This window comes from bacterium, from assembly GCA_037143175.1.
In the GTDB taxonomy this organism is placed as follows: Bacteria; Verrucomicrobiota; Kiritimatiellia; order CAIKKV01; family CAITUY01; genus JAABPW01.
In genome coordinates this window covers 1-26685 of the sequence record JBAWZF010000001.1, presented here as the reverse complement: position 1 = coordinate 26685, position 26685 = coordinate 1, and the positions used below count along the sequence as shown (strand labels likewise).

Annotated in this window: 22 protein-coding genes and 3 pseudogenes; 8 read left to right on the top strand and 17 right to left on the bottom strand. The window is 52.6% G+C overall.

Going from position 1 to position 26685, the window contains the following annotated elements:
- Positions 1-38 precede the first annotated feature (38 nt).
- From murJ to WCI03_00115, 3 genes are all read right to left on the bottom strand, one after another.
- Positions 39-1640 carry a murein biosynthesis integral membrane protein MurJ gene (murJ, locus tag WCI03_00125; GenBank protein ID MEI8138250.1) on the bottom strand — a complete coding sequence of 534 codons (1602 nt, stop codon included), beginning with the start codon at positions 1638-1640 and terminating at the stop codon, positions 39-41.
- Between the two features lie 130 nt (positions 1641-1770).
- Positions 1771-4977: a carbamoyl-phosphate synthase large subunit gene (carB, locus tag WCI03_00120; protein MEI8138249.1), complete on the bottom strand. Its 3207-nt coding sequence runs from the start codon at positions 4975-4977 to the stop codon at positions 1771-1773.
- 25 nt (positions 4978-5002) lie between these two features.
- Positions 5003-6514 (bottom strand): DUF1846 domain-containing protein, encoded by a 1512-nt coding sequence (locus WCI03_00115; GenBank protein MEI8138248.1) that lies wholly within the window; start codon positions 6512-6514, stop codon positions 5003-5005.
- A 140-nt stretch (positions 6515-6654) separates the two neighbouring features.
- On the opposite strand from WCI03_00115, the pseudogene WCI03_00110 reads away from it, so the two are divergent.
- Positions 6655-7116, top strand: a pseudogene (locus WCI03_00110) (GDP-mannose 4,6-dehydratase).
- A gap of 1 nt (position 7117) precedes the next feature.
- On the opposite strand, the pseudogene WCI03_00105 reads toward WCI03_00110, so the two are convergent.
- The 5 genes and pseudogenes from WCI03_00105 to WCI03_00085 form a co-directional block, all read right to left on the bottom strand.
- A pseudogene (locus WCI03_00105) lies at positions 7118-7507 on the bottom strand (type I restriction-modification system subunit M N-terminal domain-containing protein).
- Between the two features lie 49 nt (positions 7508-7556).
- Positions 7557-10859 (bottom strand): carbamoyl-phosphate synthase large subunit, encoded by a 3303-nt coding sequence (gene carB, locus WCI03_00100; GenBank protein ID MEI8138247.1) that lies wholly within the window; start codon positions 10857-10859, stop codon positions 7557-7559.
- Positions 10860-10897: 38 nt separating this feature from the next.
- Positions 10898-12550 carry a CTP synthase gene (locus WCI03_00095; protein MEI8138246.1) on the bottom strand — a complete coding sequence of 551 codons (1653 nt, stop codon included), beginning with the start codon at positions 12548-12550 and terminating at the stop codon, positions 10898-10900.
- 11 nt (positions 12551-12561) lie between these two features.
- Positions 12562-14010 (bottom strand): amidophosphoribosyltransferase, encoded by a 1449-nt coding sequence (gene purF, locus WCI03_00090; protein MEI8138245.1) that lies wholly within the window; start codon positions 14008-14010, stop codon positions 12562-12564.
- A gap of 92 nt (positions 14011-14102) precedes the next feature.
- Entirely contained in the window at positions 14103-15380 is a 1278-nt protein-coding gene (locus WCI03_00085; GenBank protein ID MEI8138244.1) for a hypothetical protein, read from the bottom strand.
- A 166-nt stretch (positions 15381-15546) separates the two neighbouring features.
- Here WCI03_00085 and WCI03_00080 point away from each other — a divergent pair, with 166 nt between their 5' ends.
- Positions 15547-15747: a helix-turn-helix transcriptional regulator gene (locus tag WCI03_00080; GenBank protein MEI8138243.1), complete on the top strand. Its 201-nt coding sequence runs from the start codon at positions 15547-15549 to the stop codon at positions 15745-15747.
- 6 nt (positions 15748-15753) lie between these two features.
- Here WCI03_00080 and WCI03_00075 read toward each other — a convergent pair whose 3' ends face one another.
- From WCI03_00075 to WCI03_00055, 5 genes are all read right to left on the bottom strand, one after another.
- Positions 15754-15975: a zinc ribbon domain-containing protein gene (locus tag WCI03_00075; protein ID MEI8138242.1), complete on the bottom strand. Its 222-nt coding sequence runs from the start codon at positions 15973-15975 to the stop codon at positions 15754-15756.
- Positions 15976-16043: 68 nt separating this feature from the next.
- Positions 16044-16337, bottom strand: coding sequence for an HU family DNA-binding protein (locus WCI03_00070; GenBank protein MEI8138241.1), 294 nt, complete (start codon positions 16335-16337; stop codon positions 16044-16046).
- A gap of 190 nt (positions 16338-16527) precedes the next feature.
- Positions 16528-18561: an NAD-dependent DNA ligase LigA gene (gene ligA, locus WCI03_00065; protein MEI8138240.1), complete on the bottom strand. Its 2034-nt coding sequence runs from the start codon at positions 18559-18561 to the stop codon at positions 16528-16530.
- Positions 18562-18581: 20 nt separating this feature from the next.
- On the bottom strand, positions 18582-18767 hold the full coding sequence (locus WCI03_00060; GenBank protein MEI8138239.1) for a hypothetical protein: 186 nt from the start codon (positions 18765-18767) through the stop codon (positions 18582-18584).
- 54 nt (positions 18768-18821) lie between these two features.
- A complete protein-coding gene (locus WCI03_00055) occupies positions 18822-20615 on the bottom strand; it encodes a chitobiase/beta-hexosaminidase C-terminal domain-containing protein (GenBank protein ID MEI8138238.1) in 1794 nt (597 codons plus the stop codon).
- Between the two features lie 222 nt (positions 20616-20837).
- Between WCI03_00055 and WCI03_00050 the strand changes: the two genes are divergently transcribed.
- Complete coding sequence (locus WCI03_00050) at positions 20838-21167, top strand: PilZ domain-containing protein (GenBank protein ID MEI8138237.1); 330 nt, start codon at positions 20838-20840, stop codon at positions 21165-21167.
- A gap of 20 nt (positions 21168-21187) precedes the next feature.
- Here WCI03_00050 and WCI03_00045 read toward each other — a convergent pair whose 3' ends face one another.
- A complete protein-coding gene (locus tag WCI03_00045; GenBank protein MEI8138236.1) occupies positions 21188-21568 on the bottom strand; it encodes a PEGA domain-containing protein in 381 nt (126 codons plus the stop codon).
- Between the two features lie 176 nt (positions 21569-21744).
- On the bottom strand, positions 21745-22908 hold the full coding sequence (locus tag WCI03_00040) for a Gfo/Idh/MocA family oxidoreductase (protein ID MEI8138235.1): 1164 nt from the start codon (positions 22906-22908) through the stop codon (positions 21745-21747).
- A 273-nt stretch (positions 22909-23181) separates the two neighbouring features.
- On the opposite strand from WCI03_00040, the gene WCI03_00035 reads away from it, so the two are divergent.
- Positions 23182-23448, top strand: a complete 267-nt coding sequence (locus tag WCI03_00035) for a hypothetical protein (protein MEI8138234.1) — start codon at positions 23182-23184, stop codon at positions 23446-23448.
- A 155-nt stretch (positions 23449-23603) separates the two neighbouring features.
- Here WCI03_00035 and WCI03_00030 read toward each other — a convergent pair whose 3' ends face one another.
- Together WCI03_00030 and WCI03_00025 are read right to left on the bottom strand one after the other, a co-directional pair.
- The gene (locus tag WCI03_00030) at positions 23604-23891 is read right to left on the bottom strand and encodes an XRE family transcriptional regulator (GenBank protein MEI8138233.1); all 288 of its coding nucleotides are present in this window, start codon (positions 23889-23891) and stop codon (positions 23604-23606) included.
- Complete coding sequence (locus tag WCI03_00025; protein ID MEI8138232.1) at positions 23878-24168, bottom strand: type II toxin-antitoxin system RelE/ParE family toxin; 291 nt, start codon at positions 24166-24168, stop codon at positions 23878-23880. The genes WCI03_00030 and WCI03_00025 overlap by 14 nt, the downstream gene beginning before the upstream one ends.
- Before the next feature lie 201 nt (positions 24169-24369).
- Here WCI03_00025 and WCI03_00020 point away from each other — a divergent pair.
- The 4 genes and pseudogenes from WCI03_00020 (at position 24370) to WCI03_00005 (ending at position 26634) form a co-directional block, all read left to right on the top strand.
- Positions 24370-24637 (top strand): annotated as a pseudogene (locus tag WCI03_00020) (ORF6N domain-containing protein).
- Positions 24638-24910: 273 nt separating this feature from the next.
- Positions 24911-25855 carry an AraC family transcriptional regulator gene (locus WCI03_00015; GenBank protein ID MEI8138231.1) on the top strand — a complete coding sequence of 315 codons (945 nt, stop codon included), beginning with the start codon at positions 24911-24913 and terminating at the stop codon, positions 25853-25855.
- Between the two features lie 266 nt (positions 25856-26121).
- Positions 26122-26439 (top strand): nucleotidyltransferase domain-containing protein, encoded by a 318-nt coding sequence (locus WCI03_00010; protein ID MEI8138230.1) that lies wholly within the window; start codon positions 26122-26124, stop codon positions 26437-26439.
- The gene (locus WCI03_00005) at positions 26440-26634 is read left to right on the top strand and encodes a hypothetical protein (protein MEI8138229.1); all 195 of its coding nucleotides are present in this window, start codon (positions 26440-26442) and stop codon (positions 26632-26634) included.
- Positions 26635-26685 lie beyond the last annotated feature (51 nt).

Here is a 26685-nt window from a genome sequence, read left to right as displayed (position 1 = left end):
CGTCGTGAGCTTCTGTCCAAATTCTTTTCCCCTCAGCCTCAATCCGCTCTTGCCCGCAGCTTCCGTCGTAACAATCCCACGATATAATGGGTTTCGTTAATGCGGCAGACGTGCGTTAGAACAAAGTATACCAAACCGGCTACCCCGATCTCAATACACAGGGCCAGCACCATGCGGGTGAAACTTTGGTCAAACCCGCCAAACCAATGTTTGAGAAGCCAGGCCGTCAGCCCGCACACCCCGGCAGAACCGCCCACCAATAACCCAAACCGAAACCAGGCACGAACCGTGCCGAAATGAACATCACGCCTCAGATAAAGCGCCAATTGCGCAAAATTCAGGATCGCGATACAGCCCGTCGTTGCGGCCAGCCCAACATGTCCTAAGTGTAAAACCTTAACCAGGATATAATTCAAAACGATACACAGGCCAATCCCCACCAAACTGACATTCAAGGGAATCCGACGCCGATCCAACGCATAGAAACAAGGGGTCAACACCTTGATGGCGGCATAGGCGGCCAAACCGATCGCATAGGCCCGCAAAGCCGACGCTGTCGACGCTGTCGACGCTGCGGAAAAGTGGCCATGTTGATAGATCACCTGAATGATTTCCGGCGCCAGTACGGCAAGTCCTACCGCCGCCGGCAGGGTTAAAAAAAGAGCCAGCCGGAGTGCTTCTTCGATCGTTTTTCCCGCCTCCGCCATTGCCCCTTTGGCATGCAACCTGGCCACCGCTGGCAGGGTCACCGTGGCAATCGCCACACCAAAGATCCCGATAGGAAACTGCATCATGCGAAACGCACAGTTAAGCCAGGACCTTGCCCCATCAATTTCCGAGGCAAACATGCCGTTGACCAATACATTCACCTGTACTGCTGCCCCCGCGATCATGCTGGGCCAGGCCAGTGCCCAGACCTGTCTTAAACGCGGGTCACGCCAATTCAACTCCCATTTGAAGCGGAAACCCAGTTTGTATAATGATGGCAACTGCATGCCCAACTGAGCCAAACCGCCCAACATCACGCCCAACGTCACCCCGTAAAGTGCCCGTTCGGAAAAAACCGGATGGCGCCAGTCAGATTGCGGATCAAACACATAGGCAAGCAAGACACTACTGATCACCGATACCAGGTTGAATACCGTCGAGGCGGAGGCGGGAAGCCCGAAAATAAACCGGGCATTCAGAATACCCATCACCACTGACGCCAGTGACACCAACATGATAAAGGGAAACAGAATCCGCGTCAGCCTGATGGTCAGCTCAAACTTACCCGGCACCTGATGAAAACCGAAGTTCGTGATCTGCACCAATAGCGGACTGGCGATAATGCCAACAATACAAATCACACCCATGAGCACGATCAAGGCACTGAAAAGCAAACTGGCCAGATGCCAGGCAGGCTGTTCCCCCTCCTTATGAAGCGTCTTGGTAAATACCGTGGTGAAGGCCGTGGATAAAGCTCCCTCTGCGAACAAATCACGCAGCAAATTGGGAATCTGGAAGGCAGCAAGAAAGGAGTCCAGACACTTTCCTGCATTGAACATTCCGGCAATCACGACCTCCCGGACGAGCCCCAAAATACGGGACCCCATCACGGCAAGACCAACAATTCCAGCAGCTTTTCGGCGATCAGTCATAGGCGGCCATTAAACAGGCCGAGCCCCCACCCCGTCAAGGGAGGAAGGTGAAAAATCAAGAATACAGAATTCACAACAATTCGTCGGCACACGACGCGCCTGCCAACGGATCAATGCCACGACTGTTCCGCTACTTGATGTCGGCGTGGTAACTCTGCAGTGACCGCACCTGGTAGTCGCCCTTAAGTCGGGCCGCAATGCCCTCCGCCGCCGCCACCGCGGCCGCAACGGTCGTGATATAGGGAATTTTGAGCCTGATGGCCGCTTTGCGGATATACGAATCGTCGACCGCGCTTAACTTCCCGGCAGGCGTGTTGATCACCAGTTGGATGGCGCGGTTCGTGACCATATCCGCAATGCTGGGCCGTCCTTCATGCACCTTCAGCACCAGTTCTGATTTCACCCCGTTCTCCGCTAGAAACGCCTGCGTCCCTTTTGTCGCCAGAAGGCTGAACCCCATTTGGGCAAACTTCCTGGCGGCGGCAACCAAAGCCGGATTTCGATCCTTTACGCAGACCGTCAACAGCACGGATCCCGAAGTGGGCAGCGTTGCCTTAGCCGCATCCTGCGCCTTATAGAACGCCATACCAAAGGAGTCCGCCATTCCCAGCACCTCGCCAGTCGAACGCATCTCAGGACCCAACACTGGATCCACCTCGGGGAACATGGAGAACGGGAAGACCGATTCCTTCACGCCGCAATGCGGGATGAAGCGATCCTTGAGATCGAAGTCTTTCAAATTCCGGCCCAACATGATTTCTGTGGCAATCCGTGCCATCGACATGCCACACACCTTGGAGACGATCGGAACGGTGCGAGAGGCGCGCGGGTTGGCTTCCAGCACATAAACCGTGTCCCTGTAAATGGCAAACTGTACATTCATGAGGCCAACGACCTTCATGGTCTTTGCGATCTCGCGCGTGTACTCCTTGATGGTGTCGATATGTTTCTGCGGAATCGTTCTTGGCGGAATCACGCAGGCGGAATCCCCCGAGTGAATACCGGCTTCCTCGATATGCTCCATCACGGCAGGCACATAGGCATCCGTACCATCGGCGATGGCATCCGCCTCCGCCTCCAGCGCGTTGTCGAGGTATTTATCGATCAGGATCGGGCGATCCGGGGTCACCCCCACTGCCGCCGCGAAGTAATTCGTCAACATCGCCTCGTCGTAGACGATCTCCATGCCCCGCCCACCCAGCACAAACGATGGACGCACCATAAGCGGATACCCGATCCGCGCAGCGATCTCAAAGGCCTGTTCGATCGTCACCGCCATGCCGCTTTCGGCCATTGGAATTCCCATCTTGTCCATGAGCTTCCTGAACAGATCCCGATCCTCCGCCAAATCAATGGTCCCAGTGGTCGTTCCCAGAATCTTCACTCCCGCGGCCTCGATGTCCTTCGCCAAGTTAAGCGGCGTCTGCCCGCCAAACTGACAGATCACACCAACCGGTTTTTCCTTGTTGTAGATCTGGAGGACATCCTCGACCGTGACCGGCTCGAAGTAAAGTTTGTTCGAAGTGTCGTAGTCGGTGGAGACGGTCTCCGGGTTGCAGTTGACCATGACGCTTTCGTAGCCCATATCGCGCAACGCAAAAGCGGCATGAACACAGCAGTAGTCAAACTCAATTCCCTGCCCGATCCGGTTCGGGCCACCACCCAGAATCATGACTTTCTTCGGATTGGTGGTAGCCGTGGAAGCGTCCGGCGCATTGTAGGTCGAGTAGTAGTAACCGGCTTTCTCCACGCCACTGACCTTCACCTCGTGCCAGCCTTCCACAATCCCGGCCTTCGTTCGCTGCTCACGGATCGCCTTTTCAGGGACGCCTAGGATTTGGGCCAGATACTTATCCGCAAAACCGTCCTTTTTCGCCCGCATGAGCAGAGTGTCGGGCAGAGCCTTGCCTTTGAATGCCAGAACCTCCTCCTCCAGCTTTACGAGTTCCCGCATCTGCTCGATGAAATACGGCTTGATGTGGGTACGGCGGAACAGATCCTGTGTATCGGCCCCCTTCCTGAGCGCCTCATACATGAGGAACTGCCGTTCACTCGTGGCCTCATTCAGACGCGCCATCAGTTCGTCCAGCGACAACCGATTGAAGTCCTTGGCAAAACCAAGACCGTGCCGGCCGTTCTCGAGCGACCGGATCGCCTTTTGGAAAGATTCTTTATAATTCTTCCCGATGCTCATCACTTCGCCCACGGCGCGCATCTGGGTGCCAAGCTTATCCTGCACCCCTTTGAACTTCTCGAACGCCCAGCGGCAGAACTTGATGACCACGTAATCACCGGACGGCGTATAGCGATCCAACGTACCATCCCGCCAGTAAGACATTTCGCTCATAGTCATACCGCCCGCCAGTTTTGCAGATACCAGCGCGATAGGGAACCCCGTCGCCTTCGATGCGAGTGCGGATGACCGAGAGGTTCGGGGGTTGATCTCAATGACAACGATACGCCCGGTTTTCGGGTTGTGTGCGAATTGCACATTTGTACCCCCGATGACCCCAATCGACTCCACAATCTTATACGAGTATTCCTGCAACCTCTTCTGCACCTTCGTGTCGATCGTCAGCATCGGAGCCGCACAATAAGAGTCGCCCGTATGGACCCCCATGGCGTCGATGTTCTCGATGAAACAGACGGTAATGAGCTTGTTGTCCGCATCCCGAACCACCTCCAACTCGAGTTCCTCCCAGCCCAGGACGGATTCCTCGACCAGGATCTGCCCGACAGGACTGGCAGAGATCCCCCGGGCCGCGACGGTTCTCAGTTCGTCCACGTTATAAACCAAGCCGCCGCCCGTTCCCCCCATCGTGTAGGCGGGCCGGATCACGACGGGATAGCCCAAGCCAACGGCCGCCCGTTCCGCATCCTCAACTTTGTAGACCGCTTCGCTCTTCGGCATATCGATTCCGAGCTCATTCATGGCGTTTTTGAAGGCAATCCGATCCTCACCCCGTTCGATGGCATCAAGCTTTACGCCGATAACCTGCACGTTGTACTTGTCGAGCACACCCGCCTTGGCGAGATCGGAAGACAGATTGAGGCCGGTCTGACCGCCAAGATTCGGCAGGAGCGCATCCGGCCGTTCCTTGGCAATGATCTTCTCCAGGGCCTCAATGTTCAGCGGCTCGATATAGGTCGCATCGGCCATCCCTGGGTCAGTCATAATCGTGGCCGGGTTCGAATTCACCAGCACGATTTTGTAGCCGAGGGCACGCAGGGCCTTGCAGGCCTGGGTTCCAGAATAGTCAAACTCACAAGCCTGCCCGATCACGATGGGACCCGAACCGATGATCAATACCTTGTTGATTCCTGCCAACTTCTTCATGAACGTCATCCTTTCGTCACTGGTTTTACGTAAAAAGTTCCTTACCCGAAAAATTCGGCTCACTGGTGAGATTCACACCCAACTGCCGAAGTCCCTTCTCATCACCAGCGGCCGGCATATGAGTCAGATGCATCTCGCAGCCTCTCAAATGGCAGAGTTGCTGCAGAACCGCCAGGGCGGTCGGATTATGGGTGGCACTGATAGCCAGGGCAATCAGGGTTTCGTCGAGGCTGAGGCTCACCGTCCGGGAACCCAGGACCTCATGCTTCATCCGACTGATCGACTCGATGACGTTCTCGGAAATGAGGTGGATCGGATCAGGTACCCCGGCGAGTTTTTTCACCGCGTTAAGCACAACGCTCGAGGAGGCATGCATCAACGGTGAATTCTTGCCCGTGACGATTGTGCCATCCTCAAGTTCCAGTGCCGCACCGCAGTAAACACCCTTGTTCCCCTTACCCTTCTGTTCGGCATCCCAAGCCGCCTCACGCGCCGGAAGAACCGTTGTCCGCCGTTCGGGAACCAGATCCGACTCCCGCATAATCTTCTCAATAATGGCAAGGGACTCTTTGTCGGCCACCCCCATGGCGAACTCGCAGTGGCACCGGAAATACCGGCGGATAATTTCCTGAAGGGAGGCTTCCCTGACCACTACGTCATCAGAAATCGCAAAGCCAGCCCGGTTGACACCCATGTCCGTTGGTGAGCGGTAACCGGCCCCCACCTCCGAAATCTTCTCGAGGATCCGCTTCAGCAGCGGAAAAGCCTCCACGTCCCGATTGTAATTGATGCTTACCTGATTATAGGCCTCCAAATGGAACGGATCCACCATGTTGAAATCGGCCAGATCCACCGTGGCCGCCTCGTAGGCAATGTTGACCGGATGCCTGAGCGGGAGGCTCCAGATGGGGAATGTCTCGAATTTTGCATAGCCGCAGGAGATGCCGTGCTTATGCTCATGATACAGTTGGTTCAGACAAGTGGCCAGCTTGCCACTCCCGGGTCCGGGAGCGGTGACCACGACGATCGGCTTGGTCGTCTCGATATACGCATTGGAGCCATACCCCCGGTCGCTGACGATCCCGTCGATATCCGTCGGATAGCCCTTGATCGCGTGATGCGTATACACCTTGATGCCACGCCGCTCGAGTCGGGTAATGAATTGCGTCGTCGCAGGCTGGTTATCGAAGCGGGTAATCACAACCCCGGCCACGTCCAGTTTCCACTCACGCAAATCGTCGATAAGTTTGAGAATGTCGACGTCATAGGTGATACCAAAATCCGCACGCATTTTCTTACGCTCGATATCCCCGGCGTGGATGCAGATGATGATGTCAACTTTGTCCCGGAGCTTTTGAAGAAGGCGCATCTTTACGTTCGGGTCAAAGCCCGGCAGGATCCGGGCCGCGTGCATATCAAACAGGAGTTTGCCGCCGAACTCGAGGTAGAGTTTGTTGCCGAACTGTGCGGCCCGCTCAATGATGGCCTTCGACTGTTCTTCCAGATACTTCTCGTTATCGAACCCAAGTGCCTTCATGAAGTCTCCCGCTTAAAGCATTGTTGCGCAGGCGACACCTTAAGCTGGAAAGAGGCGAAATGTAAACGGCTTTTTAGTTAATGCTGCTCACGACCGGCAGGCGCCATACAACACACTTACCTCCTGTTATATTAATCACCATGAAACGAGCACTCATAACTGGAATCACGGGGCAGGATGGATCTTATCTGGCGGAATTGCTTCTAGCCAAAGGCTACAAGGTTCATGGAGTCATCCGGCGTTCGTCCTCTTTCCACACGGGACGCATTGATCATCTCTACTGCGATCCACACATTGCCGAATCACGCCTGTCGCTGCATTACGGCAATTTGGCCGATCCGGTTCAAATGGTGCAATTGGTTTGTGCTTGTGCTAAAGCTTATGCCTATTGGTTAACAGTGAATTACCGGGATGCTTATAAATTGCATGACAGCAATGGCATTCTGTTCAATCACGAATCACCCCGGCGCGGGGAAATCTTTGTCACCCGCAAAATCACCCGAGCCGCCACGCGCATCAAAGTGGGCCTGCAAAACAGTCTCTTTCTTGGGAATCTGGAAGCACAACGCGACTGGGGATATGCCGGTGACTACGTGGACGCAAATAGACCCGCCCAAGTATGTCCTTGGCACGGTTCTCTTTGTCGCCAAGACCGATGGTGCCGATAAGATCAATAAGTTCACCAAGACGGTGCTTATCAAGTCCGGGACGGGCAAAGTCCTTGGGGAGGACGCCTTTAAGGCGGAGATTGTCACGTTCAATGGCAACCATGGCATCATCCACGATTTTGCCGATAGTGGACTGTTTAGCGCTATTCTGAAGATAGGTCCAACGCGCAGCAGGCGGAACCCAAAAAACGTTTTCGGCTTTGTATTCGTCCTGGTCTTCGGGATTGGCACCGGCGTATTCGCCCTTACCCGCGACCAGTTTGGCGTGGTGTTCCTCAAAAGTGTCGGAGATGTATTTGAGGAAAACGAGACCAAGGACGACATAGCCTGCCGACTACTGCCAACTGCAAACTGCTCACTGGCAACTTTACACTCTACGCCGTTTTACGGCGGGGTGACTTTGCTGTCCCGCTCAAGTTCGGATACTTAATCTTGGGGGCATGCCGATGGAATTCCTGGATACTGCAGACTTCCATGCGCTTGGCATCCCGCATCGCCTCAATGCCCGCCAAAGCCGCCCGGAACCCATGGATGGTCGTCGTGATCGGAATCCCGCGAATAACGGCGTGGGAGCGCATCTTGACCTCGTCGATCCGGGGACTAGGCCCGCTGGTCGGCGTGTTGACGATCCAGCTCACCTGCTTTTCCTCAATCAGATCAATGACATTCGGACGGCCATCGGCAATCCTGAATAATGCCATACTCTTGATATTGTTTTGGCGCAACAAGGTGCTCGTACCCGCCGTAGCATAAATCGAGAACCCAAGCTCTACCAAACGCTTAGCCAGAGGTAACAGCGCATCCTTGTCCTCATCGCGAACGCTCAGGAATACATTCCCCTGGGCCGGCATCGGATTCCCCGCCGCCAACTGGCTCTTCAGGAACGCCATCCCACCGCTGGTATCAATCCCCATGACTTCGCCGGTAGACTTCATCTCAGGTGTCAAAATGACATCCACTCCCGGGAATCGGGCAAAGGGAAATACGGCTTCCTTGACGGAGAAGTGTTTCGGAATAATTTCCTTGGTAAAACCCATGTCTTTCAGCTTAAACCCGGCCATGGCGAGTGAGGCCACTTTGGCTAGCGCCACCCCAATGGCCTTACTGACAAACGGAACGGTCCGGGAAGCGCGCGGATTGACTTCCAGCACATAGACATGACCATCCTTGATGGCGTACTGGACATTCATCAAACCACATACATTGAGTTCCTTCGCCATCAGAAGGGTACAGCGCCGAATCTCAGTCTTCACCTCTTCGGTCAGGGTCGGAGGAGGAATGGTGCAAGCGCTGTCACCCGAATGAATCCCCGCCAGCTCGACGTGCTCCATGATGGAGCCAATAACGGAAGTGTCGCCATCGGATAGGCAATCCACATCGACCTCAACCGCATTCTCAAGATAACGATCCACGAGCACCGGTCGTGTGGCGGAAACTTCAGCCGCTTCGGCCATATATTTCCGCAACATCTCAACATTATAGACAATCACCATCGCGCGACCACCCAGTACAAACGAGGGACGCATTAAGACCGGAAACCCAATTCGCTCGGCAATGACCTCGGCCTGTTCCACGGTCGTGGCCATACCATTCTCCGGCTGCTTCAGCTTAAGCTTCCGGAGCATGGCCGCAAACAAATCGCGATCTTCCGCGATTTCAATGCTGGAAGGCTTGGTGCCAATGATATTCACCCCATTGGCCTCAAGATCCTTGGCCAGATTCAGCGGGGTCTGTCCCCCGAATTGAACAATGACACCCCAACAATTCTCACGCTCATAAATGTGTAGAACGTCTTCCAGTGTGAGCGGTTCAAAATAGAGCCGATCGCTGGTGTCATAGTCGGTTGACACCGTCTCGGGATTACTATTGACCATGATGATTTCAAACCCGGCCTCATGAAGGGCAAAGGCGGCATGCACGCAGCAGTAATCGAACTCAATCCCCTGCCCGATCCGGTTCGGGCCACCGCCCAGAATCATGACTTTCTTTTTATCTGACGGCCGGCTCTCATCCACCTCACCGTAGGTCGAATAGAAATAAGGAGTGAACGCGGTAAACTCAGCCGCACAGGTATCCACAAGGCTGTAGACGGGCAGCAGTTTCTGCTCCTTGCGGGCGGAACGTACATCCCCTTCTTTGCACCCTAGCAGAAACGCAATCTGCCGATCCGAATAACCCATCTCCTTGATCTGACGAAACAGGGCGGGATCTTTCTGCAAGCCTGGCAGAGTTTTGGCAGACTTGATCTCACCCTCATAGGCCACCAATTCTTCCAAATGACGCAGGAACCAGGGATCAATCCCGGTAAGTTTCTGAATCTTCTCGACCGTCCAGCCTCGTGTGAAAGCGGCATGAACGATAAAAATCCGCATGGCATTGGGGCGAACCAACTCGGCGGCCATCACCTCATCCGTCAGGGCTTCAAAGGCGGCGCCTTTGCCATCGGCACCGAAACCGGCGCGCCCGATTTCAAGGGAGCGGCAGGCCTTCTGGAAAGACTGCTTGAAGGTCTTGCCGATGCTCATGGCTTCACCCACGGACTTCATCTGAGTGCCCAGGGTACTATTCACGCCGGGGAATTTCTCGAAGGCAAACCGCGGCATCTTGGTTACCACGTAGTCGATGGACGGCTCAAAACATGCGGGAGTCTCACGCGTGATATCGTTACGCAATTCATCCAGGGTATAGCCCACCGCCAGCTTGGCGGCGATTTTGGCAATGGGGAATCCGGTGGCCTTGGAGGCCAGTGCGCTTGAACGCGATACACGGGGATTCATCTCGATAATGATCATGCGGCCATTGGCCGGGTTGAGTGCCCACTGCACATTGGAGCCCCCGGTATCAACCCCGATTTCACGCATCACGGCAATCGAGCCATCGCGCATGATCTGGTATTCCCGATCTGTCAGAGTCTGGGCTGGCGCCACCGTAATGCTGTCGCCCGTGTGAACCCCCATGGGATCAAGATTCTCGATAGAACAGATGATGACGACGTTGTCCTTATTGTCGCGCATCACCTCCAACTCGAATTCCTTCCACCCTTCAATAGACTCCTCAACCAGTACTTCTGTCGTCGGGCTATAGAACAGTCCCCGCTGGACAATCTCTTCAAACTCCTGTTCATTACGGGCAATCCCACCGCCGGTTCCGCCCATGGTAAACCCGGGTCGAATCACAACAGGAAAACGACCGATTTCATTCTGAACCGTCCAGGCTTCCTCGAGTGAATGCGCCGACCCGCTCTGCGGTAGATCCAACCCGATCTTCTGCATGGCGGCCTTGAATAAAGCCCTGTCTTCAGCTTTACGGATCACCTCCGCCTTAGCCCCGATCATCTCCACGCCATAGCGTTTCAGAATGCCACGGTCATGCAATTCAATTCCCAAATTCAGCGCGGTCTGCCCCCCCAGTGTGGGCAGCAACGCATCAGGACGCTCCCGCCGGATAATTTCCTCAAGAATTGCGGCCGTCAGAGGTTCTATGTAGGTCCGATCGGCGAACTCCGGATCGGTCATGATCGTGGCGGGATTGCTATTCACCAGCACGACCTCGTATCCCTCTTCTTTCAGGGATTTGCAGGCTTGCACACCTGAATAGTCAAACTCGCAGGCCTGTCCGATGATAATCGGACCGGAGCCGATAAGCATAATCTTCTTAATGTCGGTTCTTTTAGGCATAAACGTAATAACTTAATCTGAATGTTGAACTAATCGGGTTAAACTTTTTTTGGTTTCCTGCATTCCTGCTTTCCCCTGCTCGTCAGGGCCGCTGCAATGAAATCACGGAAAAGTGGGTGCGGTTGCGTCGGGGTAGATTGAAATTCGGGATGGAACTGACACGCCACAAACCACGGATGGTTTTTCAGTTCGATAATTTCAACCAGGTTTCGCCCGGGGCACATCCCGGAAAAAACCAACCCCTGCTTGGTCAACTGCTCAAGGTATTTGTTGTTAAACTCATAGCGATGGCGATGCCGTTCCATAATGTCAACCTGTCCGTAGGACTGCCAGGCTTTGGTGCCCTCGGTAATCCGGCAGGGATAGGCGCCCAACCGCATGGTTCCGCCCTTTTCGGTCACTTTCTTCTGTTCCACCATCATGTCAATCACAGGATAAGCGGTTTCGGGATTGAATTCGGTACTGTTGGCGTTCTTTAAGCCGCACACATTCCTGGCGAATTCGATGGTCGCACATTGCATCCCCAGACAAATACCGAAGAAAGGAATGTTATGGGTGCGCGCATATTCGACCGCCTTGATCTTGCCTTCGATCCCCCGATCGCCAAATCCACCGGGAACCAGCACGCCCACCACGCCTTTAAGCAGGGCTTCGGCGCCAGACGTCTCAATATCTTCCGACTCCACCATCCGGACTTCCACCTTGACGTTGCTGGCAATACCGCCATGAGCAAGAGACTCATAGATGCTCTTGTAGGCGTCCTTCAAGCTGATGTATTTTCCCACCACGGCAATTTCAAGGGTGCCATTGGCCGGCTCAATCAACTTGCGGACCATATCTTTCCAGTCATCCAAATTCAGCTGGTTGACATGCATGCCCAGCATCTCAAGGATATACACATCGACATCCTGCCGGGCCAACTCAATAGGCACTTCATAAATCGAGTGCTCCACATCCTTTTCCTCAATCACCTTATTGAGATCCACATCACAAAACAGAGCGAGTTTGGCCTTGTGCTCGTCGTTCATCGGGTGCTCACACCGGCAGATCAGAATATCCGGAATGATCCCGATCGTTCGAAGGATACCCACCGACTGTTGGGAGGGTTTGGTTTTCATCTCGCCCGCGGCCTTAATATACGGCACCAGCGTCAAATGGATAAAGAGTCCATTCTGGCGCCCGATCTCATGCCGGAACTGGCGGATCGCCTCCAGGAACGGCAACGACTCGATATCCCCTGCGGTACCGCCGATCTCCGTAATGACGATATCCACATCTTCCGCATCCAGGGAACGGATTGCCGCCTTGATTTCATCAGTAATATGAGGAATCACCTGGACAGTTTTTCCCAGATAGCCCCCTTCCCGTTCACGGCGAATGACCGATTGATAAATGCTGCCGGACGTATAATTACTGTTCCGGTTACAAATCACTTCACCAAACCGTTCATAGTGGCCCAGATCCAGATCGGTCTCGGCGCCATCCACGGTCACATAGACCTCACCATGCTGGTAAGGCGACATGGTGCCGGGATCCACATTCAAGTAGGGATCAAGTTTCTGCATCTTGACCCGGTAGCCACGGCGTTTAAGAAGCAGCGCCAGCGAGGCAGCGGTCAGCCCTTTTCCGAGAGACGACACCACGCCACCGGTGACAAAAATATGTCGGGTTGGTCCATTTCGTGTAGCCATAATCAACTCTTTCAGCGTTGCCCTTTTGAATCCAGATTGAGCAACATACTACTGCTCTCCAAAGCTTCCTTACCCTGCATGCGACTGATATCCATGGGATACTTCCCGGAGAAACAGGCATTGCAATAATCCGATGAATTCGGGAAGGGCGATAACAGCCCTTCCAAGCTGAGATAACCGAGTGTATCCGCACCCGTGTAGGCGCAAACTTCCTCAATGGTATTTCCCGCCGCAATCAATTCCGCTTTAGTGGCGAAATCAATCCCGAAAAAACAGGGATTGATGGTGGGGGGACATGAAATACGCAGATGGATCTCCTTCGCACCGGCCTCGCGAAGTGCCATGACACGTCGACGCGCGGTGGTCCCTCGAATGATGGAATCATCCACCACAATCACCCGCTTGCCTCGCACTACATCCGCCACGACCGCCAGTTTCATATCCACACTCCGGGCGCGCTGATCCGAATCCGGCATGATGAAGGTTCTGCCCACATAATGATTACGCATAAAGCCGAAATCAAGAGGGATCCCGCTCTGTCGCGAATATCCGAGCGCCGCCGAATTACCACTATCCGGCACCGCGGTAACCAAATCTGCCTCCACGGGATGTTCCTGAGCCAGACGCATTCCCAACTTCAACCGTACCGAGTGAACGCTCTGCCCAAAGACCGTGCTGTCAGGGCGGGCAAAATATACATGTTCAAAGACACATTGGGAAAACTGTTTCTGTTCCTTTTCCGCAAACCAGGTGCTGCGAAGCCCGGATGCATCCACGATCACCAGTTCGCCGGGCTCAACATCCCGGATATATTCAGCCCCAACCTGGACGAGCGCACAAGTCTCGCTAGCGAACACATACCCATTGCCAAGTTTACCGATGGAAAGAGGCTTGAATCCCAACGGGTCACGTGCCGCCATGATGCAATCCTTGGTCATCAGAAGAAACGCAAAGGCCCCCTTGAGTTCCGCCAGGGCGCGAGCCACGCGGCGGGGGCGGTTCCGGTACATGGGATCCGCCAGAAGATGAATCAGAACTTCGCTATCCGTACTGGTCTGGAAAATAGCACCCGATTCCTGGTACATATGCCGGAGTGCCCTGGCATTGACAAGGTTGCCATTATGCGCAATTGCCCAGATGCCATCCACGGTCTCGGCAACTAAAGGTTGAACATTTTGAACGCGGTTGGAACCAGTGGTCGAATAACGAACATGCCCGATACCAAGATGGCCTGCGATTCCTCGCAGAACCTCGGTATTAAACACATCGTTTACCTGACCAATGCCTTTTGAAGACTTAACCTGACTGCCATCTGAAACCACAATTCCGGCGCCTTCCTGGCCCCGATGTTGCAAAGAAAACAGTCCGGCATGAATTAACAACGCGACGTCCGGAATACCGAAAACGCCAAACAGTCCGCACGATTCTTTAGGGTGATCAAAGTCTGATTCAAAATTCACGTATAATCCTCCACACGGGGCCAATGGCTTTACCGTTTCATGCGGAGGAAAGCAAGATTTTTCACTTCCGGTTGTACAATTTCGATCAGGCCTCACCGGGCATATTGCTCTGCGACTTCCATCGCAATTTCAGACCACTCCCACAAACGTTGTGGCTTGTAGCGAATGGTAGAAATGTCTTTGAGGATTAACTCCACATGGCAATCCCCGCCCGTCGCCTCCATGAATTGCACCAAATCCGCCCGCGCCCGATCCGGATGCCAGTTATCCTCGGCAAGAATCGCCGGATTCGGCTTGCGGCTCAACACATACTTATCGCCAAAGGACGCAACCGCACGCTCATTATTGCACCAGGGGCTTATCGACACCTTGCGCAGATTGGGGATGCGTTTCAGAATCTCGGCCTTCCCGTCCAGCGGCTCGCAACAGCCGTAGTAGGTCAAACCCCAACGCTTGAGCCAGCGCAAATCATGTCGAATCGCGAAGTCCCAATGCATTTCGGGAGATATCTCCGAGAAAATCTGGGCATTGGAACATCCCCACATATTGCTCGGCTTCACGTGTCCGGGTTGATAATCCGCTCCAGGCAGCTCAGATACATAGCCGTATCCCCCGGACCCCACACGGACGTTATTGTCCAGCGCCAACAGGTGCAGTGCTTCGTATTGATCCATCTCCACCATCCAGGCATCCACCATCCGATCCACGGCCTCATGGACCAATTCGGGGCGATCATACATATCGATCATGGCCTCCTCAACGCCCCACCACCGAATCAGGTAGTCCCAGGGGGTGAACCAAACATGAGATTGCCCGACCATTTTCACCGGCATAATCCCCTCATAGACATCGCACATGGCCTGATACCGGATCGCCGTCACCTCCTCATTGTGGGTGACGACCGGCAGTTTGATTTTATCGAGATCTTCCAACTCGCTAATCTGCTTGTGAAAATGACGAGACACCACATCACTTGAAGCGTCGGTCTTGATCACTTCCACATCCTCCTGAATACCGAAACCTGTGCTGTTGATCGCCATGGGGCAAGCCAGGTAATTATCTACAATCATATCTCCAGGAAAATGGCGCCACTGATAAATCGTCCTCCGTAACCAGCCCTCCTGCCCCCGTGCCCAGGGATGCTCCGCCAGGAGCGTGAGCTCACCATCCACATTCATCTCATTCCAGCAAACCTCATTGATCCAGACCATGGGCCGCACGGAATTCAGGTCATTGAGCTTCGTCCAAAGGTGTACCTTTTCTCGCTGAACCGGTAATGCAGCAATGACTGCAAGCTCACCAGCCAAATGGCGGAGAATATCAATATCCTGTTGTGACAAGGTGATGCCATCACCAACCGCTTTCATCATTTTATGACTGGCCTCGTTTATCATGCTTGTGACCTTTCGTAAAATTACAGATGGATTCCATCTCCACCAAGACGATAGCAAATGGCTTGTCTCACACTATAAACGATCTTGACATAAGCATGCACGATCTTATCTTTATAGATATAAGGGAGAGTGAGAATGCTCGATAATTATAAGCAGCCCCTTCCTGTACATGATGAATCAACGCCTCAACAAAGCCCGACACCTGCTCTCCAGCACCTCGCTCTCGATCAAGGAAATTGCTGAAGCCGTTGGTTATGATAATCCTCTATATTTTTCCAGGGTGTTCACAACCCAAATGAACATCACCCCGTCACGCTACCGCGCCTTGAACATTGAATCTTAAGCTGGATTAGTGTCCGCTGTGCGGACAGCCGGAACTGGGACAGGAGGCACATGCGGAAGAGGGCTCATGCTTGGGGCCTGATGAGGCCATTGAAACACTGAATCCCGAGAGCGCTTTTTTCAATTTGCCACCACACTTACCGCAGGTCTTGGGAATATCCTTGTCATTCCGAATCAGCGCTTCGATCCGACCCGCACATTTCTCGCATTCATATTCATAAATTGGCATAATACACCTCCAACAAAAAAGGCCGCAACCTTTCGGCAGCGGCCTTGTCTTGAATCTAAAAGACTCAATTAGCCCAGGATCGCATCCTTGCAAGCCTTGGCGACGCGGAACTTCACCACGCGCTTGGCCGGGATCTTGATCGTTGCGCCGGTCGCGGGATTGCGGCCCATGCGCGCCTTGCGGTTGACCAACACCAGCTTGCCCAAACCAGGAACCGTGAAACCGTTCTTGGCGTTCTTGTAAGCCAAGCCCACAAGCGTCTCAATCGCCACGCCAGCTTGCTTCTTGGTGATTTCGGTCGCTTCCGCCACGCCCGCCACGATCTGACCCTTCGTCAATGCCTTTGCCGTTGCTTTCGCCATTAGAATAACTCCTATGAGGTTTAACTATGTGGCCCAACCACTATGGTTCGGCCCCCACGAAATCGGAATATATGCATATTCCTTAGGGAATGCAATACCCCTCTGCAATATTTTTCAATGTTTTCAGGTGATTGAGAGTGAAGAAGACAGAAGGCAGTAGGCAATGAGCAGTATGCAGAAGACAGAGAATTCAGGATTCGGAATTCAGCAGTGCTTTGAAATCTTCTTCCGAAAGAATGGAAACCCCTAGAGATTGGGCTTTAGTCAATTTCGAACCCGCATCAGCACCGGCAATGAGATAATGGGTTTTCTTACTGACGCTATCCGTCACTTTTGCGCCCCGTTTGCGCAGTTCTTCCTGGGCCAACTCACGGGTATACTGCTGCAAGGCCCCGGTAATGACGACCGTCTTTTCAAAAAACGCCCCACCCGTCACAGGGGGACGTTCGGAAACATTGTTCATATTCACGCCGTCCACACGCAGTTTCTCGATCACGTCACGATTCCGCGCATTGGCAAAAAAATCAACAAGGCTTCCGGCCATCACCGGCCCCACATCAGGTACTCGCTGAATCTCATCAAGCCCGGCTGCGGCAAGGGCCTCTAAAGAACGGAAATGATCGGCGAGCTTACGGGCCGCACCGGCACCAACATGAAATATACCGAGGCTGTAGATCAGTCGCCAGAGATCCCGTTGTTTGCTTTCGGCAATCGCGGCAATCACATTGCTGGCCGATTTTTTCGCCATGCGCTCAAGGCCGGCAACCTGCTCAACGGTCAGTCTGTACAGGTCCGCTACATCACGTACCAGTTGCTGATCCACCAACTGATTCACGAGCACTTCCCCCAACCCTTCGATATCCATCCCCTGGCGTCCAGCAAAGTGCTCGATGGTCCGCTTGATCTGGGCTGAACAGGCAATGTTGTCACAACGCCATGCCACAAATTCCGGATCGCGACTGATCGCCCCTCCACAGGCGGGACATTTACCTTCAAGATGTGCCACCAGATCAAATGGCTTGGAATGAACGGGGCGCCGTTCCGGGACGACACTGATGACGGCGGGGATCACCTCTCCGGCTTTCTCAATAACCACGGTGTCCCCCACCCGGATATCCTTTCTCCGGATCTCCTCTTCGTTATGTAGTGTGGCTCGGGAGATGGTGGAACCGGCAAGTAACACCGGCTCTAATTCCGCCACCGGCGTCAATATTCCGGTCCGGCCGACTTGCACCGTAATGGCACGCAAAAGAGTTTCCGCCTGCTCATGAGAATATTTGTAGGCGATGGCAAAACGCGGGGCCTTAGCTGTCGCCCCTAAACGCGACCACTGGGCAAGATCATTCACCTTGATGACAGCCCCATCAATCTCATACGGCAAACTGTCTTCCAGCCGCTCCAACTCTCTCGAACGCTCAATCACGACCTCAATGTCGCGGCAAAGCCAGTGATTGGCTGGTGTGGGAAATCCCAATGATTTCAATAGCTCGAGCACCTTCGCCTGAGTTGGAGGGAAGGGAATCCCCTCAAGGGCTGAGATGGCATAAAACACAGCCGACAAAGGCCGCTGCGCCACAATTTTGGAATCTAATTGTTTTAAGGAACCAGCCGTGGCATTACGTGGATTCGCGAAAGGTTCCTCACCAGCCGCGCGTCGGTCGGCATTCAGCCGGCGGAAACCGTCCCGTGGCATATAAGCCTCACCACGAACCTCCAGAAAGGCGGGAACAAAAACCGTCTCAGTCAAACGCAGGGGAATGGCTCGAATCGTTCTGATATTCGCGGTGATATCATCACCGGTAGTCCCATCCCCGCGTGTGGTACCTACCGCAAGAATTCCGTTTTCATATCGGATACAGATCGAACAGCCATCAACCTTCGGTTCCAGAACATATTCAACATATTCCCCTGGCAGGAGTTTTCTCACCCGCCCATCAAAATCCCGTATCTCTTCAAAGGAATACGTATTATCCAGCGACATCATCGGTTTGAGATGACTGACGTTCTTGAATTGCTTTAGCGGCGCTCCCCCCACACGCTGGGTGGGGGAATCGCGCGTGATCAGGGTGGGAAATTTTTCTTCCAACTGCTTCAGCTCATCATAGAGCCGATCATACTCGCGATCAGAAATCTCCGGCGTTGCCTCCACATAATAGAGGGCATTGTGCCGGTTGAGTTCTGTTCGAAGAAAATCGATCCGCAATTTGGCTGAGGTTTCGCCCATAGATTCATCCCGCCACCACCTTACTTCAACGGCATTGGGGCGCAGAGGTTACCCTCTTTATCAGCCACACGGCCACAGTTGAAGCAGACAAATTTTGGTTCCTGGACAAGTTTCTTGATTTCCTCTATTTGTCCGGTGCTGGCCAGCATACACAGGTGTCCGGGATGGCCATGCTCATGTTTACAGTCTTTGCGTTTATCGATCATATTTCGGCTCCTTTTTTGGAATATATAACAAGAGTTATCTCTTTTATCACGAAGTTATTCCACCCGTCTCACTTGGATGGTCGTGGCGGAACTCTCTTCCATACCCTGACGGAAGGCCCGGGCCTTGACAATCGCTCCATACACCACTGAAACGGCCCCCGTGTAACGCTCGGAGTTCTGGTCGGGCATCCGGCCGTCAAGGGTATACCGCACCTCCGCACCCTCAGTCTCAGAATCAATGATCACCTTGACCACAGGTGCGACGACCTTGTTCGCATTATCATTCACATGGCAACCAGGCATCGGGTAGGGTCTTCCCTGTTCATAGGCACCCATATCCGGAAGCATGCCGCTATACTCATCCGTAAACTCAGGCTCTTCCTGGCCAGCATCAATACAAGGCGAACCGGCTACTAACTGAAAGTTTCGATTGGTTTCATCTACAAAACCAGGTGCGGCCCCCGTAAAATTCTTTTTCCAAACCAGTTTTGGAGGCGGCTTGCCTCCAAGCGATGCCCAGGAATCGCCCGTCATAATATTGTTCATCACACGGGTCTCGCTGCAATCCCCTTCCTGCCCTTGTTTCTCGACATCGATGCCCCCGCCATTCAGAGCGCAGGTACTATTCAGCAGGTAATTATATCGGACCACCCCGGCAAGCCTTAATGCCACCCCGGCTTGGCCCCAAATCACATTTTGCCGGAACACATAATTTTCCACAGGCCCGCTGAACCGCACCCCATCTCCCCCCAGTGCCAGATTGTCATGCAACCAGTTGTAAGACAGTACGGTTCCCTTCCCATCCCCGGTGAGCTGAATCAAACTCACATTGGTCTGCCCCGCGCCGCACCGGTAAAAATCATTATTCTCGATCCGGGCATTAAAGACGTTACTACATAACATTGCCCCACCTGAAAAGTTTACGACTGAAACGTTTCGAATTATGGGGGCCGTACCCTGAGCCAATATCCCCACTGAACGTTCAAATGGAAAATCCCGTCCTCGCACCAATGTGTTGAGCAGCCGGTTATTCACGCCGTCGGGCAACAACACAATCCCGTACCCATCACTGCCAATCACTGAGCTGTTGGCGATCTCATTTTCCCGGCCCCCCATGACAATGGCCGCACGCAATGACGTGGCGTTCGTCACCCCTGCCAGAGTGTTGGTAATGCAAACCTGGCCGCCGCCCCACCAGATATGACCGTCATCCATTCGGCAAAATCGGGCTGACATCAGATTAATTCCGCAGGCTGTGAGATTAAGCCCCTTCACTTCAATGTAAGACAACTTATGCAAATCCATACCCCAGACACGCGTTTGCAACTCAATATGGTGTCCTTCCGGGGCATCATTATGGGGAAGCCTGATATAGATGACCCTATTAAGCGCATCATACCAATAGGTGGCCCGTAACGTGAGCGCAGGGGTCAGGTCATTGATATCGAGATTGTCAGTCGCCAGAACCTCATCCACCAGCACCTGGACGACATTGGATACAGATGCCCGGTAAATGGCGCCAGTATGTTGCTGCCAGACAAAGCTTTCATCCGCCCCCCCAATGGTAACGGTTTCACCCGGAGCGGCCTGAAAACGAATCCACTTATCAGGTTTACCCGACACCGCAGGGCGAACCGTTTCGCGGTACACCCCGCGACTGATCGTGCACACATCCCCGGGCAACATAAGCTCAGCCGCCTTTTGAATCGTCCGGAAGGGCTGCATACGCGTGCCAGGACTGGAATCATTTCCGCCCTTCTCTACAAAATAATCCGTTGCAGAAACTTGAAGAGCCAGACTGCCCCCCAATACAATAATCAATAATCCCGTTAACCAATAATGTTTCATAGCAGGTAGTCCCATTCGAATGACTCCCAGATAATAGCGTGCCATTTGATCCACTCAAGCCAATAAGCATGCGCCCGGGAGGCAACTGCCCCTAAAAAATTAAAAATAATTTCTTCCTCACGGCCGATGTGGTAAAGTATTGGTAGTCAGGGGGAAGATAGAGTAATGAATAAAAGGATCCATCGCAAAGATCAAGTTGTATGCTCTTCATGGAGGAAAATCATGAAACGCGGCTTGAGTAAGATTGGGGTCAGTCCTAAAAACCAGCGGCGGTTTCATCGGTTTGACTGCATGTTTCCGATCCAGATTCACCTGGATACGCCAGGACAGATTTCCATCATTAATGCGGTGGCAAAAAATATATCTTCAGGGGGAATGCTTGTAAAATGTTCAGCTGCTCTGGATGCCCTGACGTCATGTCATGTGTCTTTTCGAGTGCCCGAATGGTTTCCCAGTGCGAATCGTACCAGTGAAGTCATGGCCCAAGCCCGAATCCTTCATGCCAGCGCAGCAAGCCTGACTTTCGGAATTGCTTTCAGTCAGCCCCTTTGATGGCTCTGATCATTGAATGCTCAATTACTGAAGAACTTCCGGAGTGCAGCGCTCATCGACCTTCTGAACACTTTTTTCGGATGGAATTCGATATAATGCTGTTTTCTGCCTTCAATTAAGGACACGTTTCCTTCGCAAGTTTCGTAACCATCTGTGATGACCTTTACATCATAGTTTCCCTGTGCAAGGTCATACGTTTTTTGATCACTTCCCGGAACAGCCGTATCAACGAAATGCCCATTCAAATACACCTTTGCCGATTCCCATCTGTCATAGGGATCAGGAATCACTGCCACCACAAGCCGTGAACTTCCGGCCTTGAGTTCATGCCTGGTCGTTGCACACGACGTAACAAGCATAAGCGCAAACATAAACCCTACTGACATTATTAATCTCTTCATGATCCATTTGCCTTTTGATTGTTGAAATTTCATTCGTAATCATTAGCATCCCATAGAAATCCTAATCGTAATCGTAATCCTTTCTGGAGGCAGTAGATTACGATTAGGATTTCCGTGGGATGCTAATGAATAATTACCCTGGTAAAGTGGCATTGGGAGCCGCTGCCACTTTCTCATTAACCTACATTGATTCCGGCTTGCTTCCAGTACGGGGTTAGATCCACGACGGTTCCAGTACGCTGGGCCTCATCGATGCCAAACACGGTAAAGGCAGCACGGAGTCCATCATCCAGTGAAGTTAGTGAAGGCGTTCCCTGTAACATAGTGCTGGCAAGACTTGCGCCGAGAATACAGTCGCCACCGCCATGCCCTCCTGAGACATCCATCCGGCAGTCCTCTAATTGGGTATCAAATCCTATGCGCTTCACTTCCAGTTGCCCGGTGCTCACATCGGCACGCAGCGTGCCCTCAGTTCCGCAAATATACATGCGGCGTTCGGGAATGCTGGTGGAGCAATTCGTGTGAAATGAGGCACGGATCCCGTTGGCGAATTGAAGAATCGCAACCTGATTATCGAGAATGTCTTTGTCGTTATTGAAAGGATTGATGATGTTTCCCTGAATTTTATCGTCATTCCACGTTGTGAAAGCCGGTTTCCCTTGAGAGGACTGGCCCAGTCGCGCCGAATGATGGGCATTGGCTGGGGTGAAAAAGTCACACCCGCCAAATGAGGCCGCCTTGATTGCCAGAGACTCCGTCATCCAGTTGACCAGATCAATATCGTGACAGCATTTCTCCAGAATGTGACTTCCCGCCCACTCAGTCTTACGACGCCAGTCAGCGTGAATGTAACCGCCATGGTTGAAGTCAAGGGTCTCATTGAATTCCATGCTCAATATGGAACCGATTTTACCTGAGCTTAGAAGCTCCTTGATCCGCCGGTAGTGGGGAGAATAACGCAGAGTGAAGCCAATGGAGAACAGTTTCCCGGAAGCGCGCCAGGCATCCCTCATGGCAAGACAGTCGCCGACAGATAGGGCCAAAGGTTTTTCACAGAAAACATTTTTTCCGGCTTCGAAGGCGGCAATCGTGTGCTGTGCATGGAAACAATTCCAGGAAGCGATCATCACCCAATCCACCGCCGGGTCACGCACCAGTTCCCGATAATCTTCATGAACCCGGGCAGTGGGATTGAAGGCGCTCTTCGTCGCAGCAATAGAATGCGGGTTGGGGTCGCAGAGCGCCACGATTTCGACCTGATCCGTTGCCTTGGTCAATTCGCCAACTACGCCCCGACTCCGTCCACCACACCCAATCAATCCAATTCCGACTTTTTTCATTGAGCAGATCCTTTATGAGATAAATTATTATTTTCCATCGCCCTCAATCATCAATATTGTTAATGTAACAATCATGATGCGTGTTGAAAATAGCAATATCGACGAAATATTTACCAAAACCGACTATGGCATAAATGAGATGAATTAAGCCTCCTGCAGGGGCGGGCAGTGAAAATTCGGTTCCAAGTGCTGTAACCGCTTTTCCACCTTGGTGGCTCGTTTCGCATTTTCGATAGGTATTGCCATTCTGTTGGTAATTGGTAATGTATTACCATGAACGCACACATCACAATGGACGAAGTTGGACGCCTGGTTTTGCCCAAGAATATCCGTGAAGCCATTGGGGTCTTTGGGGTCTTTGGGCGCATGGTGGTCAGTATCGAAGTCGTGGACAAGGCGGCTATGATCACGGTTCCGGCGTCCGCCGTTTCCTCAGTGGCACGCAAACGCGGACGGTTGGTGCATACTGGACCGTTACCGCAAACCTGGGATAGTGGCCAGGCGGTGTTGGCGATACGGCAACGGAGGATACCCCGATGAAGCGGTTCATTGACAGTTCGGTGCTGGTGGAATCGTGTCTGAGCACCAGTCCGAAATTTGGCACTGCTGACGCCTTGGTGAACGATGCCCATGCCGTGACTTCCGCGCACGGCCTGAGGATAATGTTCCTGTCCCTGTCGGTTTTTCTTAATCACTCAGATGGCGGCGGCCAAATCTTTACGTGTCATACCAATTTTGAAAAGGGCCTGAATCACTAGATCAAGGGAGACGGAAGGATCTGCCTTCTCCATTTTTGCGATTCGAGATTGGCTTGTATGCAGGACAGTTGCCAATTCAAATTGGGTCAAGTGCTTCTTATTCCGTTCCTCGCGCAGCCGCCGAGCCAACGCAACACGGGTTTCAATATAAGCGGCCTCAGCCGCAGAAAGTTCAAGAAAATCCTGAACCGAGCCCTCCACCCATCCGTTCTTAAGTTTTTTCATCAAAATTTGCCTCGTACTGTTTCAACCGCCGGCGACATATCTCAATGATCTTTCTCGGGGTTGTCTGAGTTTTCTTTTCAAACACTTCAAGTATGACAATGGCTACAGGGTCAATCCGGTAGACCAATCGCCATGTTTTGTTGCTTTCATTTACACGCAATTCATAACAATGAGATCCAATAGCAGGCATCGGACGAGAGTGAGGCAGGGGCAAACTTTCCCCATTCTGCAATTCTCTTAGAAGAATTCCAATCTCCCTACGCGCCTCAGTACTCATCGGTGGAGTTTTTACCTCGCCATGCATCCATCGCAGTGGTTTCTCTCTCACACTTCACCTTTAATATATGTCAGTTTAGACATAACGTCAATCTCTCCAAATATTAAATTTTTGGAAGAATTTCGATTTAAATCATGTTCTTATATTATAACAAGTATTAATTGTAATTAAATACAAAAAAAGGGGGGGGTAATAATTTTCATTGCCGAACTTTATGCAGTTGAAACACGCTTGTTAAAACAGACTGTTCGCCGAAACCTTGATCATTTCCCAAGTGATTTCATGTTTATTCTCACGACAGATGAGATCAATTTGCTGGTATCACAAAATGTGATATCAGGTTGCGGAAAACTGGGCGGTGCTGAACCCATGGCTTTCACAGAGTAAAGCGTGCGGTTCTATGCTTTCCGGCGTTCTGCGAAGTCCATGCGCGACACAAGTTAACATTGCGATCATGCGAGCCTTCGTTCGACCCCAACGCCCGGCACAAACAGAATACCGGTGGCGTTCGACCTCCCGGCGAACGCATTGGCGGCCCTGTTGGCCTATCCCGGAACCAGCAGCCGCCGGGGACGTCGGCTGCCACCCGTCACGGACTGAGGATAATGTTCCTGTCCCTGTCGGTTCCCCGCCCACCACATCCGATCAAACCAATTCCGACTTTTTTCATATAACAGCTCCTTGATGAGACAAAAATATTTTTCCATCGTCCTCAATCATCAATTTTGTTAATATAACCCCCATGATGCGTGTTGAAAATAGCCATATCGACGAAATATTTAACAATACCGACTATGGCTTAAATGATTGGAATGCCTTCTGCAAGGTGGCCGAAGCCATTAAACCTCATCCCCGGAATTATTTTATTGGCCTACCAGATTGTCCGGTAGCACTTCCAAAAAACATTTTGCTTTTTAGTCGGCAGAAGGCCTTTGACCATGGGCAAGGCACGGCACATCATCGGTTCTTACTAATTTTCTGCCTTCAGGGAGAGGGTTCAGTGATCGTAGATGACGAAGTCTCACGCCTGCAACCAGGTTATGTATTACTCGTCACTCCACTCCAGTTTCATCACTACGCCCGATTTAACGAGGGCAAGTTGTTATGGCTCTTTTTAAGCTTTGAACTCGATGCTGTTGATGAATTTAGCGCCCTGCAGGGCCGGGCGGTAGAAATGACGCATTTACAAATCACCTGCCTCCGGCAATTGGCTCGGCGTTATGCGGCACTGGACGAAGAGCAGGCGCCGAGTTCTGAACTGACTCTGCTCGCGGCCCTTTTGCTGCAGGAATTCCGGATTACCGCAACGCCATCCCAAAATTCTAATTTTACGACAAGCCAATCACCACCACCCTCTCGGGGCTTGATTCAGGATGTGGCAAGTTATGTTCACAGTCACGTGACTGACGCGATTCAAATCCCGGAAGTTGCCAGAGCGGTGGGGTATTCTGAAAGTCATCTGCGAGCCCGATTCCAGGCCTTGGCAGGCATTGGACTTGGGACATACATCCGCCAATTACGCCTCCATCGGGCACGAACCATGATGCTCGTCACGGAATTGCGGCTGAAAGAAATTGCAGAGCGGTGTGGATACGAATCGATTTATACGTTCAGCCGGACGTTCCGGAAGGAAATGGGCGTGAGCCCAAGCCGATACCGGCAGCAAACAAGAAAGAACGGGATTTAAATATAAGAAGTTTAACCGCAAAACACGCGGTCGGTGGTGTTCGACGTCCCCAGCCACTGCGGGCAGGCTGGCGAACGCATTGGAGGCCCTATTGGCCTACCCAGAACCAGCAGCCGCCGGTGACGTCGGCTGCCACCTTTCACGGACTGCGGATAATGTTACGATCCCTGTCGGTTTTTTGACCTGCTAAAGTGGCAGAGGCGTCTCGCCTCTGGCCTTGCACAAGATTGTTGCAGGTGCGCCGTGCCTATGGCAGTATAAAAACTATGGTAGCCGTTAACGAAATCGAATCATTCTGCAAAAAAATTGCAGCCGAGTACCGCCCCAGCCAGATTGTTTTGTTTGGTTCTTATGCGACAGGCAAGGCTCGTCTGGATTCAGATGTGGATCTGCTGGTGGTTATGCCATTCAAAGGAAGTGGCGTCAGCAAAGCGGCCGAAATAATCCGGCGATTTAATCCGTCGTTTGCAGTCGATCTAGTGATCCGGACACCCGCCGATATCAAACGTCGTTTGGCTATGAATGATTTTTTCCTCCAGGAAGCTACACAAGGGAAATTATTATATGAATCCCCTGACAGGTGAATGGTCCGATTGCTCGATCTCATCATGCCCGTGGAGCCAACGTGGGATGCATTCCGTCCTGATCTTGGTGTGCTCAACCAGTTTGCAGTTGCGTTTCGTTATCCCGGTGAATCGGCACAGAAATCTATAGCCGCCCAAGCACTGAAAATCTGCAAGGCCTTGCGCAGCGAAGTCCGGACAGCCCTCCTTCCTTAGGGATTAGCAGCCTATCGAATCCTTCTCAATCAGCGGCGAGACGCCGCTGCC

What these genes read in the sequence shown, in the direction of transcription:
- murJ (MEI8138250.1), bottom strand. Translation starts at nt 1,640, where the DNA reads ATGACTGATCGCCGAAAAGCTGCTGGAATTGTTGGTCTTGCCGTGATG.
- carB (MEI8138249.1), bottom strand. Translation starts at nt 4,977, where the DNA reads ATGAAGAAGTTGGCAGGAATCAACAAGGTATTGATCATCGGTTCGGGT.
- WCI03_00115 (MEI8138248.1), bottom strand. Translation starts at nt 6,514, where the DNA reads ATGAAGGCACTTGGGTTCGATAACGAGAAGTATCTGGAAGAACAGTCG.
- carB (MEI8138247.1), bottom strand. Translation starts at nt 10,859, where the DNA reads ATGCCTAAAAGAACCGACATTAAGAAGATTATGCTTATCGGCTCCGGT.
- WCI03_00095 (MEI8138246.1), bottom strand. Translation starts at nt 12,550, where the DNA reads ATGGCTACACGAAATGGACCAACCCGACATATTTTTGTCACCGGTGGC.
- WCI03_00085 (MEI8138244.1), bottom strand. Translation starts at nt 15,380, where the DNA reads ATGATGAAAGCGGTTGGTGATGGCATCACCTTGTCACAACAGGATATT.
- WCI03_00075 (MEI8138242.1), bottom strand. Translation starts at nt 15,975, where the DNA reads ATGCCAATTTATGAATATGAATGCGAGAAATGTGCGGGTCGGATCGAA.
- WCI03_00070 (MEI8138241.1), bottom strand. Translation starts at nt 16,337, where the DNA reads ATGGCGAAAGCAACGGCAAAGGCATTGACGAAGGGTCAGATCGTGGCG.
- ligA (MEI8138240.1), bottom strand. Translation starts at nt 18,561, where the DNA reads ATGGGCGAAACCTCAGCCAAATTGCGGATCGATTTTCTTCGAACAGAA.
- WCI03_00060 (MEI8138239.1), bottom strand. Translation starts at nt 18,767, where the DNA reads ATGATCGATAAACGCAAAGACTGTAAACATGAGCATGGCCATCCCGGA.
- WCI03_00055 (MEI8138238.1), bottom strand. Translation starts at nt 20,615, where the DNA reads ATGAAACATTATTGGTTAACGGGATTATTGATTATTGTATTGGGGGGC.
- WCI03_00050 (MEI8138237.1), top strand. Translation starts at nt 20,838, where the DNA reads ATGAAACGCGGCTTGAGTAAGATTGGGGTCAGTCCTAAAAACCAGCGG.
- WCI03_00045 (MEI8138236.1), bottom strand. Translation starts at nt 21,568, where the DNA reads ATGAAGAGATTAATAATGTCAGTAGGGTTTATGTTTGCGCTTATGCTT.
- WCI03_00040 (MEI8138235.1), bottom strand. Translation starts at nt 22,908, where the DNA reads ATGAAAAAAGTCGGAATTGGATTGATTGGGTGTGGTGGACGGAGTCGG.
- WCI03_00035 (MEI8138234.1), top strand. Translation starts at nt 23,182, where the DNA reads ATGAACGCACACATCACAATGGACGAAGTTGGACGCCTGGTTTTGCCC.
- WCI03_00030 (MEI8138233.1), bottom strand. Translation starts at nt 23,891, where the DNA reads ATGAAAAAACTTAAGAACGGATGGGTGGAGGGCTCGGTTCAGGATTTT.
- WCI03_00025 (MEI8138232.1), bottom strand. Translation starts at nt 24,168, where the DNA reads ATGAGTACTGAGGCGCGTAGGGAGATTGGAATTCTTCTAAGAGAATTG.
- WCI03_00015 (MEI8138231.1), top strand. Translation starts at nt 24,911, where the DNA reads ATGATGCGTGTTGAAAATAGCCATATCGACGAAATATTTAACAATACC.
- WCI03_00010 (MEI8138230.1), top strand. Translation starts at nt 26,122, where the DNA reads ATGGTAGCCGTTAACGAAATCGAATCATTCTGCAAAAAAATTGCAGCC.
- WCI03_00005 (MEI8138229.1), top strand. Translation starts at nt 26,440, where the DNA reads ATGGTCCGATTGCTCGATCTCATCATGCCCGTGGAGCCAACGTGGGAT.